The 17,666-nt window shown below is 74.6% G+C and carries 13 protein-coding genes; 9 read left to right on the top strand and 4 right to left on the bottom strand.

Going from position 1 to position 17,666, the window contains the following annotated elements:
- Window positions 1-249 precede the first annotated feature (249 nt).
- The 3 genes from PYR91_RS35370 (at window position 250) to PYR91_RS35360 (ending at window position 3,065) form a co-directional block, all read left to right on the top strand.
- On the top strand, window positions 250-1,506 hold the full coding sequence (locus tag PYR91_RS35370) for a sensor histidine kinase (RefSeq protein ID WP_279787212.1): 1,257 nt from the start codon (window positions 250-252) through the stop codon (window positions 1,504-1,506).
- Complete coding sequence (locus tag PYR91_RS35365) at window positions 1,503-2,186, top strand: response regulator transcription factor (protein WP_279787210.1); 684 nt, start codon at window positions 1,503-1,505, stop codon at window positions 2,184-2,186. The genes PYR91_RS35370 and PYR91_RS35365 overlap by 4 nt, the downstream gene beginning before the upstream one ends.
- 186 nt (window positions 2,187-2,372) lie before the next feature.
- Entirely contained in the window at window positions 2,373-3,065 is a 693-nt protein-coding gene (locus tag PYR91_RS35360) for a class I SAM-dependent methyltransferase (protein ID WP_279787207.1), read from the top strand.
- A 52-nt stretch (window positions 3,066-3,117) separates the two neighbouring features.
- Here the strand turns inward: PYR91_RS35360 and PYR91_RS35355 are convergent, their stop codons facing one another.
- From PYR91_RS35355 to PYR91_RS35345, 3 genes are all read right to left on the bottom strand, one after another.
- Entirely contained in the window at window positions 3,118-4,302 is a 1,185-nt protein-coding gene (locus PYR91_RS35355; RefSeq protein ID WP_279787205.1) for an acetate kinase, read from the bottom strand.
- Between the two features lie 164 nt (window positions 4,303-4,466).
- Complete coding sequence (locus tag PYR91_RS35350) at window positions 4,467-4,901, bottom strand: hypothetical protein (protein ID WP_279787203.1); 435 nt, start codon at window positions 4,899-4,901, stop codon at window positions 4,467-4,469.
- 77 nt (window positions 4,902-4,978) lie between these two features.
- Window positions 4,979-5,296, bottom strand: coding sequence for a hypothetical protein (locus PYR91_RS35345; RefSeq protein ID WP_279787201.1), 318 nt, complete (start codon window positions 5,294-5,296; stop codon window positions 4,979-4,981).
- Window positions 5,297-5,651: 355 nt separating this feature from the next.
- On the opposite strand from PYR91_RS35345, the gene PYR91_RS35340 reads away from it, so the two are divergent.
- Entirely contained in the window at window positions 5,652-6,638 is a 987-nt protein-coding gene (locus tag PYR91_RS35340; protein ID WP_279787199.1) for a LacI family DNA-binding transcriptional regulator, read from the top strand.
- Window positions 6,639-6,656: 18 nt separating this feature from the next.
- On the opposite strand, the gene PYR91_RS35335 is transcribed toward PYR91_RS35340, so the two are convergent.
- Window positions 6,657-9,125: a BTAD domain-containing putative transcriptional regulator gene (locus PYR91_RS35335; protein ID WP_279787197.1), complete on the bottom strand. Its 2,469-nt coding sequence runs from the start codon at window positions 9,123-9,125 to the stop codon at window positions 6,657-6,659.
- 484 nt (window positions 9,126-9,609) lie between these two features.
- On the opposite strand from PYR91_RS35335, the gene PYR91_RS35330 reads away from it, so the two are divergent.
- The 5 genes from PYR91_RS35330 (at window position 9,610) to PYR91_RS35310 (ending at window position 17,345) form a co-directional block, all read left to right on the top strand.
- A complete protein-coding gene (locus tag PYR91_RS35330; RefSeq protein WP_279787195.1) occupies window positions 9,610-10,848 on the top strand; it encodes a hypothetical protein in 1,239 nt (412 codons plus the stop codon).
- An 11-nt stretch (window positions 10,849-10,859) separates the two neighbouring features.
- Complete coding sequence (locus tag PYR91_RS35325; RefSeq protein ID WP_279787193.1) at window positions 10,860-12,956, top strand: tetratricopeptide repeat protein; 2,097 nt, start codon at window positions 10,860-10,862, stop codon at window positions 12,954-12,956.
- A 19-nt stretch (window positions 12,957-12,975) separates the two neighbouring features.
- On the top strand, window positions 12,976-14,049 hold the full coding sequence (locus PYR91_RS35320; RefSeq protein WP_279787192.1) for an alkene reductase: 1,074 nt from the start codon (window positions 12,976-12,978) through the stop codon (window positions 14,047-14,049).
- A 523-nt stretch (window positions 14,050-14,572) separates the two neighbouring features.
- Complete coding sequence (locus PYR91_RS35315; protein ID WP_279787190.1) at window positions 14,573-15,520, top strand: carbohydrate kinase; 948 nt, start codon at window positions 14,573-14,575, stop codon at window positions 15,518-15,520.
- Between the two features lie 616 nt (window positions 15,521-16,136).
- Window positions 16,137-17,345 (top strand): YncE family protein, encoded by a 1,209-nt coding sequence (locus tag PYR91_RS35310; RefSeq protein ID WP_279787189.1) that lies wholly within the window; start codon window positions 16,137-16,139, stop codon window positions 17,343-17,345.
- Window positions 17,346-17,666: the final 321 nt, after the last annotated feature.

Raw genomic sequence — 17,666 nt, 5'->3', positions numbered from 1 at the left:
TATTCCAAGCGCCGGCGGCTCGGCCCGGCATTCCAGGCGCGGGCGTCGAACGGCGGTCCGCACCCTGCGCGAGCCCCGGGTCCGGGCTGCGCCGCCGCCCAGGCGGGGCCGGGTTCCTCCGGCGCCGTGCCGCCGTTCGCCCGCGGAAGGCGGCATTCTGGGGGAAGCGCGGCGTGACCTACTCGTCCCGATATGACGCGCCCGGCTTCCGCAGGTGGGGAGACGGACGGGGGAAGGGGAGCCGGAGGCATGGCGGGATCGTACGAGCGCGACCGCGGCGCGCTCCGGGGGCTGCGCGACGACCTGTCGCCGGGCCGGAGCGACCCGCTGTTCACGCCGCCGCTGCCCGCCTTCCCCTCGATCGCGTGGAGCGTCCACCTCGCGGTGGGGTGCTTCTCGCTCCTGCTGGCGATCGTCTCCTGGCACACCCTGATCGAGGACTACGGCATCCGCAACGAGACGGCCGGCCTGCTCGCCGTCGCCCAGGCGCTCGGCCCGCTGTTGTGCCTGTACTGGCCGATGTCCGGCTGGTGGCTGTCGCTGGGAGTGGGCATGGTGGCCGCGTTCGCCGCCCATCCCATGACGGGCGTGGTGTGGCCGGTGCCGGTGCTCGCCGTCCACCTGCTCGTCCTCGCGCTCGCCGGCCTTCGCGTGCGGCCGCGGGTCCTCGCCGAGATGTGGGTCGTCACGATGCTGACCGGGCTCGTCCCGATGCTGCTCTCGCCGGGGCCGATGTTCCCGCCGGCCTTCGCCGACATGGCGGTGCTCTCGGGCGCCGTGCTGGTCGCGGCGGGCGCCCTGCGCGGGCGCGGCGAGGCGCTGCGCAGCCTGGCCCGCGCCGAGCGGCTGGGCGCCGAGGAGCAGGCGCGCCGCGCGCTGCTGGAGGAGCGCGCCCGCATCGCGCGCGAGCTGCACGACGTGGTGGCCCACCACATGGCCGTGGTGGCCGTCCAGGCCGAGGCGGCCCCGTACCGGGTCGACGACCCGCCCGAGGAGCTGAGCCGCAGCTTCGCCACCATCCGGGCCAGCGCGCTTGAGGCGCTGGCCGAGCTGCACCGCGTCCTCGGCCTGCTGAGGAACGCCGGCGGCGAGCCCGACCTCGGCCCGCAGCCCGGCCTGTCGGCCCTGGACGGCCTGGTGGCCAAGGTGCGCGAGGCCGGGCTTCGGGTCACCCTGGAGACCGCCGGCACGCCGCGGCCCGCCCCGCCGGGCGTCGGGCTGTCGGCGTACCGCATCGTGCAGGAGGCGCTGAGCAACGTGATGCGGCACGCCCCGGGGGCGGACGTCCGCGTCGAGCTGGCCTACACGCCCGACGGGCTGGAGGTCCGCGTGCGCAACGGCCCCGCCCCGGCGGCCGTGGCGGCCGCCTCCTCCCCGGGGCACGGGCTGCTCGGGATGCGCGAGCGCGCCGCCATGCTGGGCGGGCGCCTGGACGCCGGGCCGGGTGACGACGGCGGCTACGCCGTCACCGCGCGGCTGCCGCTGGACGGAGACGGGATCGCATGACCATCAGGGTGCTGCTCGCCGACGACCAGGCGATGATCCGCGAGGGCTTCTCGGTGCTGCTGGGCGCCCAGCCCGACATCGAGGTGGTGGGGGAGGCGGTCGACGGGCACGACGCCGTCGCCAAGGTCGCCGAGCTGCGCCCCGACGTCGTCGTGATGGACGTCCGCATGCCCGGCCTCAACGGCCTGGAGGCCGCCCGGCAGGTGGCCGGCCAGGCCAAGGTGCTGATCCTCACCACCTTCGACCTGGACGAGTACGTGTACGAGGCGCTGCGCGCGGGGGCGAGCGGGTTCCTGCTCAAGAACGCCAGCGCCCGGGAGCTGAGCGACGCCGTGCGCGTCGTGGCGGCGGGCGACGCCCTGCTCGCGCCCTCGGTGACCCGGCGGCTGATCGAGGCGTTCGCGCGGCTGGGCGCGCCGGCCCCGCCCGCCGTCCGGGCCGGGGAGCGGCCCGGCGAGCGGCTGACCGGGCGCGAGACCGAAATCCTGCGACTGATCGCCCACGGCCTGTCCAACGCCGAGATCGCCGCCCGGCTCGCCATCGTGGAGCAGACGGTGAAGACGCACGTCAGCAACCTCCTCGCCAAGCTCGGCCTGCGCGACCGCACTCAGGCGGCCGTCTACGCCTTCGAGACCGGCCTGGTCACGCCGAGCGGGCGGCGCCCCGCGGAACCCGTCTGAGGCGCCGTGTCCTCGCCGCCGGACGGCGCGCGGCGCCGTGCCCCGGCATATCGGTCCGACCCCTACCTGAGAGCCAGACGCCTGCCGGTACCAACGGGTCATGACGCCCGCGCCCAGCATCTCGTAGGTTTCCTGGAGAAACGGGTGACGATCCACGATGCCGACCGGAAGGGCCACATGACCGTAATGCGTGAAATACCGGAGATGCTGCACCGCACGTTCTTCCGCACGCTGTCGCTGATGGCGCCCCGGCGGCAGGGAGTGCTGCTGCGCGGCTACTTCGACTGGTGGCACCGCAGGCCCGACCCCTGGAACCTGGGGACCGACGACTACGAGCGGTACAAGTACCTGACCACGCTCAAGCGCACGCCGGCCAGGCCGTATAGCCGCATTCTCGACGTCGGGTGCAGCGAGGGCGTCTTCACCCGCTACCTGGCGGACGCCTACCCCGGCGCCGAGGTCGTCGGCATGGACATCTCCGCGCGCGCCATCGAACGCGCCCGCGCCCTGCACGGCGCGCGCGCGAGCTTCGTCCAGGCCGACATCCTCGGCCACCCTCCCGCGCACCGCTTCGACCTGGTGTTCTGCGCCGAGACCCTTTACTACATCGGCCGCGGCGACCGGCTGCGCCGCGCGTCCGCCCGCCTGGGCGCCCTGCTGCGCCCGGGCGGACTGCTCGTGCTGACCCACCCCTGGCCCGAGGCCGAGAGGCTGCACGGCTACTTCGACGAGGACTCGACCCTCTCTCGCGTCGACGAGCACGTGGACGGCACGACCCACCGCCCCTTCGCCGTCGCCCTCTACCAGTCGGCGCCCCACCCCGCCGGGAACGCCGCCACCCACCCCGGCGCCGCCGCGACGGGAGATCTGCACGCCTGATCCGACCACCACGCCCGGTCGTCCGTGAGCGGCACCGGCGGCCCGCCGCGGTTCACCGCGGGCGGGCCGTCGCCAGCGTCTGGAGGGCGATCTCGTACTCCTCGTCGGTGGGGACCACGAGCACCGTCACCTCGGCGTGCTCGGGGGAGATGGCGCCCTCCGTCGTGTCGCGGTTGCGGGCGGGGTCGACCGCGATGCCGAGCCTCTCGAGACCGGCCAGGGCGGCCGCCCTGGTGCGGGAGTCGTGCTCGCCGACCCCGGCGGTGAACACGACGGCGTCCACGCGGCCCAGCACCGCGTAGTAGGCGCCGACGTACTTGCGCAGGCGGTGCCGGTAGACCTCCAGGGCGAGCGTCGCGGCGGCGTCCCCGGCGTCGGAGCGGCGCCAGACCTCGCGCATGTCGCCGTCGCCGGACAGGCCCAGCAGGCCGCTCTCGCGGCTCAGCGCGCGGTCGACCTCCTCGGGCGCCTGGCCGGTGGCCCGGGACACGTAGAACGGGACGGCCGGGTCGAGGTCGCCGCTGCGGGTGCCCATCACCAGGCCCTCCAGCGGGGTCATGCCCATGGAGGTGTCCACGCTGGCCCCGCCGCGGACGGCCGCCGCGCTCGCCCCGTTGCCCAGGTGCAGCACGATCAGGTTCAGGTCGGACGGGTCGCGGCCCAGCAGCTCGGCGGCGCGCCGCGTCACGTAGGCGAACGACGTGCCGTGGAAGCCGTAGCGGCGCACCCCCAGCTCCGTCTCCCAGCGCCGGGGCACCGCGTAGGTGCGCGCGTGCGGCGGCAGCGTGTGGTGGAAGGCGGTGTCGAACACGGCCACCTGCGGCACGCCGGGGAACATCTCCCCGGCCACCCGGATGCCGGTCACCCCGGCCGGGTTGTGCAGCGGCGCCAGCGGGGTCAGCTCCTCGATCTGGGCGAGCACGGCGTCGTCCACCAGGGCCGGGCCGGTGAACCGGGAGCCGCCGTGCACGATGCGGTGCCCGACCGCCGTCACCCCCGCGGTCGCGAGGTCGGGGCCGGCCTCGGCGAACGCCCGCCGCATCGCCTCCAGCGCCGCCCGGTGGCCGGGGTAGGGCGCGTCGCGCCGGTAGCCGCCGGGGGAGTGGGTGAGGGTGCCCTCGGGCCCGCCGACCCGCTCCACGAGCCCCCTGGCCTCCCGCCTCCCGGAGGCGACCTCCAGCAGCTCGTACTTGACCGAGGAGGAGCCGATGTTCAGCACCAGGACGCGTTCGCTCACCCGGAGCACGGTACGGCCGGCGCGCGGGCGGCGCACGCGGAAAGCCGAAGCTCCCGGAGGCGCGCCGTCACCGGCACGAATCTCCAGGAGCTTGACGGCGCGGGCGGACGGCGGGGGATCGCCGTCCGCCCGGACGCCCGGGCCGCCCTGCGCGGGTTCCCCCGCTAGTCGATCGCCGGACTCCACTGCCGCGTGTACCACGCCCCGTTGATCTTTATGTCGCCGTACCCGAAGTGGTCGTCCAAGAGGTGGTCGATGATGTAACCGCTGTCGGTGATGTTCTCCTTGCCGGCGGCGATCTGGAAATTGTGCTTGACCGTCGCCGCGCCGAGCAGGAAGACGCCCGTCTGGATGCTGTCGATGGTCATGGTGACGTTCTTGGTGTTCTTCACGTAAAGGGTCGACTTGTACCAGCCGTTCGCGTCGCCGTAGATGCAGACGCCGACCTGGATTCCCGTGGTGCCCATCGTCGTGTAGGCACTGCAGCTCGATGCCGCGTTCGCGGTTCCCGGCATGGCGAGCATGACGGCCGCGGTGGCGATCGCCGCCAGCATGGAGACGATTCTCGCCGCCCGGCCCGTCCGTCTGATGTACCGCATTTCCTCTTCCTTCGTGTGGGTGGATCGTGAGAAGGCGCCGCGCTGAGCGGGCCTGGGGACTTGTGTCACGGCCCGGTTCAGTCGACGACGTTGTGGTACCAGGTCGCCAGGACGGTGCCGGGGCTGCACTTCACCGAGGAGACGTTGTTCGGGCCGATGGAGACGAATGGGCCCTTCTTCTCGTAGATGTATTTGCCGAGCTTCTCGCATTCGGCGACGGCCTGGACGCTTCCCGGGCCGAATTTGCACCAGGCCTTCACGGTCAGGTCGCCGATCGCGTCCTGCTCTATCCATGACTTGCAGCCGGCCGCGGCATTGGCGGCCGTGGCGGGGACGACCGCGGTCGCCGTCGCGAAAGCACCGGCCAGCAGCATTCCGATCAAAGCTTTTCTCATGACTGCCCTCCTTTTGGTTCGGCGGCGTCCGGTGGCGAATCCGTATTCGCCTGCCGCCTGTCGAATCATGGCCGAATCACATCGGCATATCCTCAGGGAGATCCCCTACGCCGACCCCCGAGGTTTCGCGGTCTTCCGTTCCGGGGGCCCGCGGGTTCGGCCGGGAAGCGCGGTTCCGCCACGTCATGGCCGGTGGGCGCGGGGGGTGTTCCGGTCACGTCGCCGCGGGGTTCCGCGCGGAAAGGGGCACCCACCCCCCGGCATCGCGCGCCGGATACCACTAGGGTGTTGCGTGAATTCCGCCTTTCCGTGAACGGGGTGCGCAGTGGACAGACGGGGTGTCCGTGATCCGGCGATGACGGACGTCGCCCGGCTCGCGGGGGTCTCCCACCAGACGGTGTCGCGGGTGCTCAACGGTCATCCCAACGTTCGCGAGCAGACCCGCATCCGCGTGCGCGCGGCCATCGCCGAGCTGGGGTACCGGCCCAACCAGGCGGCGCGCGCCCTGGCCACCGGGCGGTCGCGCGTGCTGGGCGTGGTGACCCAGAACTCCACCCTGTACGGCCCGGCGTCGCTGCTCACCGCGTTCGAGCAGGCCGCCACCGGAGCGGGGTTCGCGGTCAGCGTGGGCAGCGTACGCACGCTCGACCGGCGGTCGATCTCCGAAGCCGTCGAGCGGCACCTCGACCAGCGGGTCGCGGGCATCGTGGTGATCGCCCCTGTGGTGTCGGCCAACCAGGCGCTCGACCACCTGCCGACCGGCGTCCCGCTCGTCGCGATCGACGGCGACCCGTCGCGCGACGGCGCCCTGGTCACCGTCGACCAGCAGGCGGGCGCGGCCGAGGCCACCCGGCACCTGCTGGAGGCCGGGCACCCGACGGTGTGGCACGTGTCGGGGCCGGCCGACTGGTTCGACAGCGAGGGCCGCGTCGAGGGCTGGCGCCGCGCCCTGCGGCAGGCCGGCGCCGAGATCCCGCCCGTGCTGCCCGGCGACTGGACGGCCGCGTCGGGATACCGCGCCGGGCAGATGCTCTCCCGCATGCCCGAGGCCACCGCCGTCTTCGCCGCCAACGACCACCTGGCCCTCGGCATCCTGCACGCGATGCACGAGCGGGGCAGGCGGGTGCCCGAGGACGTCAGCATCGTCGGCTTCGACGACGTTCCCGAGGCGGCCTACTTCATCCCCCCGCTGACCACCGTGCGCCCCGACTTCGGCGCCGTGGCCAGGGCGAGCCTGAGCGTCCTGCTGGGCCAGATCGAGTCGGGCCTGCCCAGCCGCGAGCGGCACACCGTCGCGCCCAAGCTCGTCGTCCGCCGCAGCGTCGCCCCGCCCCGGGCCTGACCGCCGGGGCGGCACGCCTCAGCGCGGGTGCTCGGAGGCGGCGATCCGTCCCACCGGCGGACGCCCGTCCGCCGCCCGCGCGGGCGCGCGGTCCGGCGCGGGCGCGCCGGTCGGCGACAGCGCCGCCAGCGACCAGGTGTCCTGCCACGCCTCCTCGAACCCCCCGAGGTCGGTGTGCAGCTCCTTGAGCCGGGTCAACGCGTCCGCCTCGCCGCTGACGACGCGCAGCCCGGCGAACGCGGCGCGGGCGGCCCGCACGCTGGCCAGGCACTCCTCGTACCGCCGCTGGCCGTACCGCAGCTCGGCCAGGCCGCGCAGCATCACGGCCTCGCCGAGCCGGTTCCCCGCCCCCCGGCAGGCGGCCAGGGCCACCTCGTGGGTCCGTTCGAGCTCCTCCCAGTGGCCGCGCAGGACCGCGGCGTTCAGCAGGGAGCCGGCCAGCTCCCAGGCCAGCTCGTGGTGGCCCGCGGCGGCGGCCTGCAGCACGGCCGCGACCAGGCTGGCGCGCTCGCTCTCGAACCAGGCGGCGGGGTCGGCCCGCCTCCTGTCCCCGGCGGGCGCGGGCGGCGGCCACCGGGGCGCCCTGCCCCTGACCGGCGTGTAGGGGGTGTGGGGCAGGCGGTCGTCGGCCTCCTGCGCCAGGGCGAGCAGGGTGGCCAGGGCGCGGGTGACCATCACGTGGACGGTCGTCTCGTTCTCCTCTAGCGCCGCGCGCTCGCGGGCGTGCAGCCGGACGAGCGGGTGGAACCGGTAACGCGTCCTGCCGGTGGCGTCGGTGCCGGCGACCTCGACGAGCCGCTGGTCGGCCAGGGCGTTGAGCAGCTCCTCGGCCGCCTCCAGGGGCACCTCCAGCGTCGTGGCCGCCGTCGACGCCGCGAACGACGGCAGGTCGAGCACCCCGAGCAGCCGGAACGCGCGCCTGGCCGGCGCGTCGGCCCGCTGGTAGCCGATGGCGACGGCGGCCCGCACGTCCAGGTCGCCGACGGTGAGCTCGTCCAGCCCACCGGAGGCGAGCCGCTCGGTGAAGCGGGCGATGGTCCAGTGCGTGCGGGTGGCCAGGCGCGAGCCTGCGGCGCGGATCGCCAGCGGCAGCCCGCCGCAGGCGCGCACCAGCTCGGCGGCGGCGTCCGGCTCGGCCGCCACGCGCTCGTCGCCGACCATGGCGGCCAGCAGCGCGGTCGCGTCGGCCGCCTCCAGCGGGCCGAGGTCGGCGGTGCGGGCGCCCGGCCACCCCGACAGGCGGCAGCGGCTGGTCACGATGACCGAGCACGTCGGCGAGCCGGGCAGCAGCGCCCTCACCTGCGCGGGCCCGGCGGCGTCGTCCAGGACCACCAGGACGCGGCGCCCGGCCAGGCGGCTGCGGTACAGGTCGGCGCAGCCCTCCAGGTCGTCGGGGACGGCCGCGCCGGGCAGGCCGAGGGCGCGCAGGAAGCGCGTGAGCACGAGCCGGGGGTCGGCCGGGTGCGCCCGGTCGCCGAGCAGGTCGGCGTAGAGCTGCCCGTCGGGGAACGCCTGGCTGAGCCGGTGGGCGAGGTGGACGGCCAGCGTGGTCTTGCCCGCGCCGCCCGGTCCGGTGATCAGCGTCACGCTGACCCGTCCCGGCTCGCCCCGCGACAGCAGCCCGCCGAGATGGTCGGCCAGCTCCCGGCGCCCGGTGAAGTCGGGGACGTCGGCGGGCAGCAGGGACGGCGTGGCGGCCTCCGCCGGCGGCGGCTCGTACGCCGGGGCGGCGGCCGCCTCCTGCCGCAGCACCCGCAGGTGCGCCTCCCGGAGCTGGGGGCTCGGGTCGACGCCGAGCTCCTCCGAGAGCCGGGCCCGCGTGGACTCGTACGCGGCCAGCGCCTCGGCCTGGGCCCCGGAGGCGGCGAGGGCCAGGACGAGCCACGCGTGCACGATCTCGTTCAGCGGCTCGGCCGTGGCCACGGCGCGCAGCTGGGGCACCACCTCGGCGGCCATGCCGAGGTCGAGCGCCAGGCCGGCCGCCTGGGCGAGCACGCCCACGCGTTCCTGGTCGAGCGCCCGGATCCAGGGATGGCCCTTCAGCGGATGCTCCAGGTCGGCCAGGCACGGCCCCTGCCACAGGCACAGCGCCTGGAGCAGGAAGCCGAGGGACTCCCGGGGCGAGGCGGCCTGGCGGGCCTGGGCCGCGGCGGCGCGGAAGCGTACGAGGTCGACGTCGCACCGGTCCATGCGGACGGCGTAGGCGGAGCCCAGGCCGACCAGCCAGGAGGTGTTCGAGCGCGCCACCCGGTCGGGGTCCACCCGGCGTCGCAGCCGCCCCACGTAGGTCTGCACGAGGTTGACGACGGAGTCGGGGGTCTCCTCTCCCCACACCGCGTCGATGATCTCCTGCCGTCTGACGGGGCTTCCGGCCCTGAGCAGAAGCAGTGCCAGGACGGCTCGCTGTTTCTCCGAGGCGAGTGTTATTTCGGTTTGCCCCCGAAATACCCGTAACGGCCCGAGTACATGAAACCGAATCTCGGCCATATCTCTCCTGAGGGAAGTTACAGCCATGTGTCGAAAATCCGCAGCATATGTTTATACAAGGGGTGATGCGAGGCCGGACCGTGTCCTATCCTGGCCAACTTTGGATCGGTCCCGGATGTATCTCGCCGCCCCGCCCCGCCTTCCGGGCCCCGAGCCCGCCGTTTGCGGGCAGCTCGATCGCGCCCCGCCGGCAGCCCGCTGGCGGCGCACTGGCGGGCCGCTGGACGCCGGACGCCCACCGTCCAGCCCGGTGCCGACGCCGGTCCAGTCGCTGCGGCCATCGTTGGCGGCGATCCTCGACAAGCGGGAGGAGGAACGAGATGAAGAAGATCAAGATTCGTAAGGCGGGACCGGTGCGCCTGACCGCCGGGGCGTGCTCCCTCTACAAGGTCAGCTAGCCGGTTCCCCCCGTGGAGGCGCCGGGTGCCTGCGAACGGCACCCGGCGCTCCCCGTCGACTCGGAAAACGCGCGGAAGGCTGTCCGTTGACCGACGCAGAGGCGCTGGACGACCGTCCGGCCACCCGGTACGACCTCGACCGGCCGCTCCCGCTCCACCGGCTCGTCCACCACCCGGACGGCGACGAGGTGACGGTGGGCAGGCCGGACACCGACTCCTACGGCATCTTCCCCCCGGACGGCGCCGAGCTGGTGCGCAGGCTGGAGCAGGGGATGACCCCGCGCGACGCCGTCGCCTGGTACCGATCCGCCTACCACGAGAGCGTCGACATCGACGACGTGATCGCCGCCCTGGACGAGCTCGGCTTCGTCCGCTCCCCGGATGAGCCGGCCGCCGCCCCGCTCGGGCCGGTGCGCTGGAGGCGCCTGGGCGCGGCGGTGTTCTCGGCGCCCGCGATGGTCCTCTACGCCGCCGTGGTGGTCTGGGCGGTCCTGGCCGCGGCACGGCGGCCCGACCTCGTGCCGAGCTACCGCAACGTCTTCTTCACCGACTACTACACGGTGATCCAGGCGGCGCTCTTCGTCGCGGCCGTGCCGCAGCTCCTGCTGCACGAGGCCTTCCACGCCCTGGCCGGCCGCCGCCTGGGCCTGCGGTCCAGGCTGAGCGTCGGACGCCGGCTGTACTTCATCGTGCTGGAGACCTCGCTGGACGGCCTGGTCGCCGTGCCCCGGCGCAAGAGATACCTGCCGATCGTCGCGGGGATGCTCGTGGACGTGGTCGTCATGGCCGCGCTCACCATCGCCGCCGATCTCACCCGCGTGCCGGGGGGCGCGCTCTCGGGGGCCGGCAGGTTCTGCCTCGCGTTCGCGTTCGCGGTCCTGCTCCGCATCCTCTGGCAGTTCTCCTTCTACCTGCGCACCGACCTGTACGTGCTGGTGGCGACCGCGCTCGGCTGCGTCGACCTGCACACCACGGCCAAGCGCCTGCTGAGCAACCGGGTGAACGGCCTGCTCGGCCGCGCCCGCCGGTACGACGAGTCGGACTGGCACCCCGTCGACCGCCGGGTGGCGCGCTGGTACTCCTGGCTGATCGTCGCCGGGTACACGCTGAGCCTGGTCACGTTCGCCCTCGCCGTCACCCCGATCCTGTGGGGGATGGTCACCGGGGTGCTCGGCCGCTTCACCGAAGGCGGCGCCACCTGGCCCGAGCTGCTGGACTCCCTGGTCTTCTCCGGCTTCGTCCTCTCCCAGCTGGCCGTCCTCGGGTGGCTGTCCATCCGGGACCGGCGCCGCGGGGAGCGGCGGCTACGCCACGTCATCGCCTGAAGGGACCCACCATGGGTGACCACTACTGGATCCGTGCCGCCCGGCGCCGTGACCGCGACCTGGAGAGGAGCCGTCTCGCCCTGCCGCCCGCGCTGGCCGTGCTCGACGCCCACCGGCGTCTGCGCGGCCCGTACACCGCGGCGGGCACGCTCCTGCGGCAGATCGCGCCCGACGCGCTGGAACGGCTCCCCGAGCTGGGGCCCGGGCACAACATCGAGATCCTGGCCGCCGCCCCCGAGCTGGCCGGCGCCGTGCCGTCCGCGTGGACGTCGCTGGAGTGGACGGCCGCCAAGGGCGAGCGCACGCGCTTCTACTCGCGCCTGCACACCCTGAACATCGCCAACGGCCTGGCCGAGCTGCTGCGCGACTACCTCGCCGCCCTCGGCGGCGGGCCGCGGACGCTGGTCGTGGAGAACCTGCACGAGGCCGACCCGACCGACCAGGAGATGGTCGCCGTCCTGCTGCGCCGCGGCGACCTCGGCGGGCTGGTCGTGGTGGCCGGCACCGGCCTGGACCCGGTGCCCGACCCGCCGGGGGAGATCGCGATCTCGCTCGCGCGGATCCTGGACGCCCACGCCCGCCGCGTCGACGCGCCCGCCGCCCCCGAGGCCGACGGGCCCGAGCCGCGGGGATGGGAGTACGTCGACGGCGACGGCACGAGCGACGACCCCGGCGTGATCGCGGCCTACCACCGGCTGGCGCCGGAGGAGCGCGCGCGACTGCACGACCTGCGCGCCAGGGCGCTGACGGAGCGCGCGTCGCGGGGGGAGAAGTCCCTCACGCTGGGCGCGATCCCGTACCACGCCGAACACGGCTCCGACCCGGCCGGAGCCGGGCTGCGCGCGCTGCGGGCGGCGATGGACCACTGCCGCGGCATCGGCCTCTACCAGGCCGCCGCCGAGCTCGGCCTCCGCGGAAGGGCGCTCGTCGACCGGTCGTCACAGGAGGAGCTGTGGTGGCACTTCACCAACGCCACCAGCACCACGCTCGCCTCCCTCGGCTGCGCCGACGAGGCGGAGGCCGTGTACGAGGAGGCGCGGGCCGTCAGCGCCGATCCGGTCGTGCACATGGAGCTGGCCTACGGCACCGCGATGCTGTACGCCCGGCACTACCCCGAACCGCGGCGCGACTACCAGCGGGCCAGGGCGTGGATGAACACCTCCATCGCCTTCGCCTCCCTGCTGCCGGACCCCAAGCAGCGGGCCTTCCACTCCGTCTTCGGCGGCAACGGGCTCGCGCTGGTCGAGGTGCGGCAGAACGGCCCCCGGCAGGCGCTGCGGCTGCTGGAGGACGGCATGGCCCGGCTCGACCGCGAGCTGGAGCCGGGGGAGCACGTCCTGCACCGCGCCGTGCTGCGTTACAACCGCGCCCAGGTGCTCGGCATGATGGGTCGCCTGGAGGAGTCCCTGGAGGACTACACCGCGGTCGTCCGCCTGGACCCCGACTTCCCCGAGCACCACTTCAACGTGGGCAACATCCTGCGGCGGCTGGGCCGCGAGGAGGAGGCGATCGCCGCCTACCGGCGCGCGCTCAGCCTGTCGCCGCCGTTCCCCGAGGCGTACTACAACCTGGGTGACGCGCGCCTGGAGCTGGGCGACGTCGAGGGGGCGCTCGCGGACTTCGGCTACACCATCGAGCTGGACCCCGCCCACGTGGACGCCCGCGTCAACCGCGCGGGCCTGCTGTGGGAGCTGGGCGACGCCGGGGCCGCCTGGGACGACGTCACCGAGGGCCTGGCGTCGGCCCCCGGCAACGCCCACCTGCTGTGCCTGAAGGGCCGGCTCCTGGCCGAGCGGGGCGAGCCCGACGCGGCCCGCGAAGCCCTCACGGAGGCGCTCGGCCACGACGACCGTCTCGCCCCGGCGTGGGCGCTGCGCGGCCAGGTCGCCTACGAGACCGGCGACCTGCCCGCCGCCGTCCACGACCTGGAGCGGGCGGTGGAGCTGAGCGACGCCCCCGAGATCCGCTTCAACCGCGCCGTCGTCTACCAGGAGACCGGTCGCCACGCCGAAGCCGCCGCCGACCTGGAGAAGATCCTCGCCACCGGCGAGGACCCCGAGGCGAGGACCCGCCTCATCGCCTGCCGCACCGCCCTCGGCGTCACCTGAAGCCGACGGAGGAGGAGCCATGCACGACCTGTTCGAGCCCGTGCGACTGGGGCGGCTCCGGCTGCCCAACCGGCTGGTGATGTCGCCGATGAGCCGGGCCCGCGCCGGCGACCGCGGCGTGCCCGGCCCGGAGGCCGCGCTCTACTACGCGCAGCGCGCCACGGCGGGCCTCATCATCGCCGAGGGCACCCAGCCCAGCCTCGCCGGGCAGGGCTACCCGGGCACGCCGGGCCTGCACACCGACGAGCAGGTACGGGGCTGGCGCCTGGTCACCGACGCCGTGCACGCGGCCGGCGGCAGGATCTTCGTGCAGCTCATGCACACCGGGCGCATCGGCCATCCCAGCGTCAGCGGGTTGCGCCCGGTGGCCCCGTCGCCGGTGCGGGCGGCCGGGCGCATTCACACGGCGGCCGGCCGCCGGGACCACCTCGTCCCGCGCGAGCTGACCACCGAGCAGGTCCGGGCGACCATCGGCGACTTCGCGGACGCGGCCCGGCGCGCCCTCGGCGCGGGCTTCGACGGCGTCGAGCTGCACGGGGGCAACGGCTACCTCGTCCACCAGTTCCTCGCCTCCGGCACCAACCGCAGGCGGGACGCCTACGGGCGCGACCGCGCCCGCTTCGCCGTCGAACTGGCGGGGGCGACGGCGGACGCGGTGGGCGCCGACCGGGTCGGCCTGCGCGTCACACCCGGGAACACGCTCAACGACGTCACCGAGCATGACGTCGAGGAGGTCTACCCTGCCCTCGTCGACACGCTCGCCCCGCTCGGCCTCGCGTACCTGCACCTGGCGGGCGTCCCGGCGGGCACCCCGCTGGCGGAGAAGCTCCGCGCCGGCTGGCCCGGCGTCCTCGTGGCCGCCCCCGGCTCCGGAGCCGACCTCCCTTCCGACGGAGGCAGAGCCGAAGGCGAGCGCTGGCTGACCCACGGCGCCGACCTCATCGCCTTCGGCCGCGCCTTCCTCGCCAACCCCGATCTGGTCCACCGCCTCCGCACCCACACCCCGTTGACCCCACCCGACCCCGCCACCTACTACACCCCCGGCCCCACCGGCTACACCGACTACAAACCCCACCACCCCGCCTCCCCGTGACCTGAACCCCCACCACCCCTCCCACAACCTCCAACCCACTCCCGGCTGCCGGGCGAGCCCACCACCCGCTACCGGGCGCCCCCTTTCGCGCCGCCCGGACTGCCACCTCAGTCGGCGCCGTGACGGCGGGTGCTCGTACGGGGACGCGTGTGTCACCGCCTTCATCTCTCACGCGCCGACCGTGTCGAAATGGTGCCTTCGGCGCGCTTCCTCTAGGACGTCCCTCGCCCTGCCCGCTCCCCACACCCCCAGGCAGCCGCCCCGGCTCGCCCACCCACCGGACATGAGCAGGATCCGACCCCGAAGGCGCATCAACCCGATACCGGGAAACTCGGCGCCGCCGTAGGGCGCGCGACCGGTGACCGGTTGTGGGCCGGACGTTGCGGCTCCCGGCGACGCCGCCCGACTCACCGCTCCGCTCCCTGTCCCCACCCGGCCTCCGGGCCGCGGTGACCGGATCGCATGGCAAGGTGGGCAGCCGGGAGGCGGGTGTTTCGGCTCCCGGTCACGGAGGGAGCGCTGGATGCCGTATCGCCCTGTCGCCGTGCTCGGCGAGTGCGTCGCCGACGCGGTCGTCGTCCCGGCCGATGGGCCGTCGGAGCTGACGCTGCGGGTACTGCCGGGCGGCGGGCCGGCCAACACCGCGACGGCGCTCGCCCGCCTCGGCACGCCCACCCGGTTCCTCGCCCGCGTCTCCGGCGACCGGTTCGGCGCGCTGTTCCGCGAGCACCTGTCGGCGTCCGGCGTCGACCTGTCGCGGTGCGTCGCCGCGGTCGAGCCGAGCACCCTCGCCGTGGCCGACCTGGACGCCGACGGGCGGGCCACGTACTCCTTCCACGCCGAGGGGGCGGCCGACTGGGGCTGGAGCCGTGACGAGTTGGACCCGGAACGGCTCGGCGCGGCCGGGTGCCTGCACACCGGCTCGCTCGCGCTGGCCCGCGACCCGGGCGGCCCGCTGGTCGAGGAGCTGCTGGCGCGGGTCAGGCCGCGGGTCACCGTCTCGCTCGACCCGAACGTGCGCACCGCGCTCGTCCGCCCCGATGTCTACCGCGACCGGTTCCCGCGCTGGTGCGCGCTCGCGGACCTCGTCCGGATGAGTGACGAGGACCTGAACCACCTGGCCCCGGGCGCGTCCATTCCCGAGGCCTGCGACACCTGCCACGAGCGCGGCGTCCGCCTCGTGGTCGTCACCCAGGGCGCGGGCGGCGCCACCGCCTCCCTGGACGGCCACCGTCTCAGTGTGCCCGCCCCCGTCACCGCGGTCGCCGACACCATCGGAGCCGGCGACGCCTTCACCGCCGGTCTCCTCCACCGCCTCGGCGCCCTCTCCCTGCTGGGCGGCCGCCTGACAGACCTGACCCCCTCCCACGTGCATGACGCCCTGTCCTTCGCCACCCAGGTAGCCGCCCTGACCTGCGCCACCGCCGGCGCCAACCCCCCATGGCCCCACCAGCTCCCCCCACCCGCCTGAACCACCTCACCCCCCAAGCGAGCCGCCGCACGGCGGCGCCGGCTTCGCCGTACGAACACCCGCCGTCAGGGCGCCGGTTGAAGAGGGCACTGAGGCGAGGTAAGAGGCCCGGGCCGCCGTACGGCGGCGCCGGCTTCGCCGTACGAACACTCGCCGTCACGGCGCCGGGTGGGGATGGCACCGGACGAGGGGAGAGGCCCGGGCCGCCGTGCGGCGGTGCCGGCTTCGCCGTATGAACACTCGCCGTCACGGCGGCGGGTGGGGATGGCACCGGGCGAGGGGAGAGGGCTGGGTCGCCGTGCGGTGGGGCCGGCTTCGGTGCACCGCAGCCCACCGGCGCGGCGCCGGAGGGAGACATCTCGGGGGGCGGGGACGGTGGCCCGGCGACGGTTGTGCCCGCCTCCTGGTCGCCTGCCTGCCATGGGGTCCGGCCGCCGCGGGGCAGGGGCCGGGTGGGAGAACGGTGCTACGCGGGGGAATCGGGCGGTGGGGGCGGGAGGGAACGATGGCAAAGGTGGACGAGGGGCGACGCTGTGTTGAGCGTCCCCTGACTTTCGCCCTCCTAGCGTTTCGGTAGCCGGTGGGCGAACCGGGAGGCGTTGGGGAAGGGCGGGTCATGCAGCGACCGGTAGGGGGCCGGCGGCTTGCCGGGGTGGTGCTGGCGCTGACCGTGGCCGGGTGCTCCGGCGGCGGGGACGGCCGGCACGAGGGGACCGGCCACGAGGGGGCCCGGCACCCGGGCACCCCGGACGCCCGGCCGCAGGGCAGCGCGACCCCGCCCCCGTCAGAGGCCCCGCCCCGGGGCGGGGCCAAGGACGTGGCGGCGCAGGTGGACGTCTACGCCAACAACCGGCCCGGCATGCTGAGCCCGGTCGTGGCCGGGTTCCCCTCGCGGGTGTACGTGCCGAACAGCGAGGGCGGCACGGTCAGCGTCATCGACCCCAGGACCTACAAGATCATCCGTGAGCTGCGGGTCGGCGCCCGCCCTCAGCACGTCGTCCCCTCCTGGGACCTCAAGACGCTGTGGGTCAACAACAACGACGGCAACACCCTCACCCCGATCGACCCGGCGACCGGCAGGAAGGGCAAGCCCATCTCCGTCGAGGACCCCTACAACCTGTACTTCACGCCCGACGGCCGCACGGCGCTGGTGATGGCCGAGCGGCTCAACCGGCTCGACTTCCGCGACCCGCGCACCTTCAGGCTGCGGCACTCGCTCAACGTGCCGTGCACGGGCATCAACCACGCCGACTTCACCGCGGACGGCGCGACCTTCCTGGCGAGCTGCGAGTTCTCCGGCCACCTGGTGGCCGTGGACCTGGCCGCCCGCCGGGTGAGCCGGGTGATGAAGCTGCCGTACCACCACAGCATGCCGCAGGACGTGAAGCTCTCCCCGGACGGCAGGACGTTCTACGTCGCCGACATGATGCGCGGCGGCGTCTGGCTCGTCGACGCGGGGCGCCTCAGGCTCGGCAGGTTCGTCAGGACGGGCGCCGGCGCCCACGGCCTCTACGTCAGCCGCGACTCGCGTCACCTGTACGTCTCCAACCGGGGCGCCGGGTCGGTGTCGGTGGTGTCGTTCGCCACGGGGAAGCCGGTCGACACCTGGCGCATCCCCGGCGGCGGGTCGCCCGACATGGGCGGGGTGTCGGCGGACGGCCGCCACCTGTGGCTGACCGGCCGCTACCACGGCGTCGTCTACGTCTTCGACACCCGGGACGGCGGCCTGGTCCGCAAGATCCGCGTCGGCGCCGGCCCGCACGGCCTGGCCGTCTACCCGCAGCCGGGGCAGTACTCACTCGGCCACACCGGCGTCTTCCGCTGAACCTCCGGCTCGGCGCTCCCGGGCCCTCCAACGGAATCCGCAAGCGTGCCTCCCCGGGCACTCCCGGTTCGGGCCGATCGGACCCCGCCTGAGCGCCCCAGGCCCTCCGGAGCCCGCAAGCGTGCCTCCCCGGGCCTGCGGGTTCGGGCCGATGCCGGGAGGCCGGCCCGCGGGTCCGGCGTGCGCCCGAGCCGCGACCTGGGAGGAGTGGCCGGTGGACGGCGCGTCGAATGGTGCGGCGCCGCGGGGGGGGGGGGGCGGGGGGCGGGGCCGGGGGGGCCGGCGCCCCCGACGCCGTGGTGGGCTTCCTGGTGACCAGCT

Origin of the sequence: Sphaerisporangium sp. TRM90804 (assembly GCF_029846175.1) — a bacterium.
Lineage (GTDB): Bacteria > Actinomycetota > Actinomycetes > Streptosporangiales > Streptosporangiaceae > Sphaerisporangium.
This window is presented reverse-complemented; position numbering and strand designations above follow the sequence as displayed.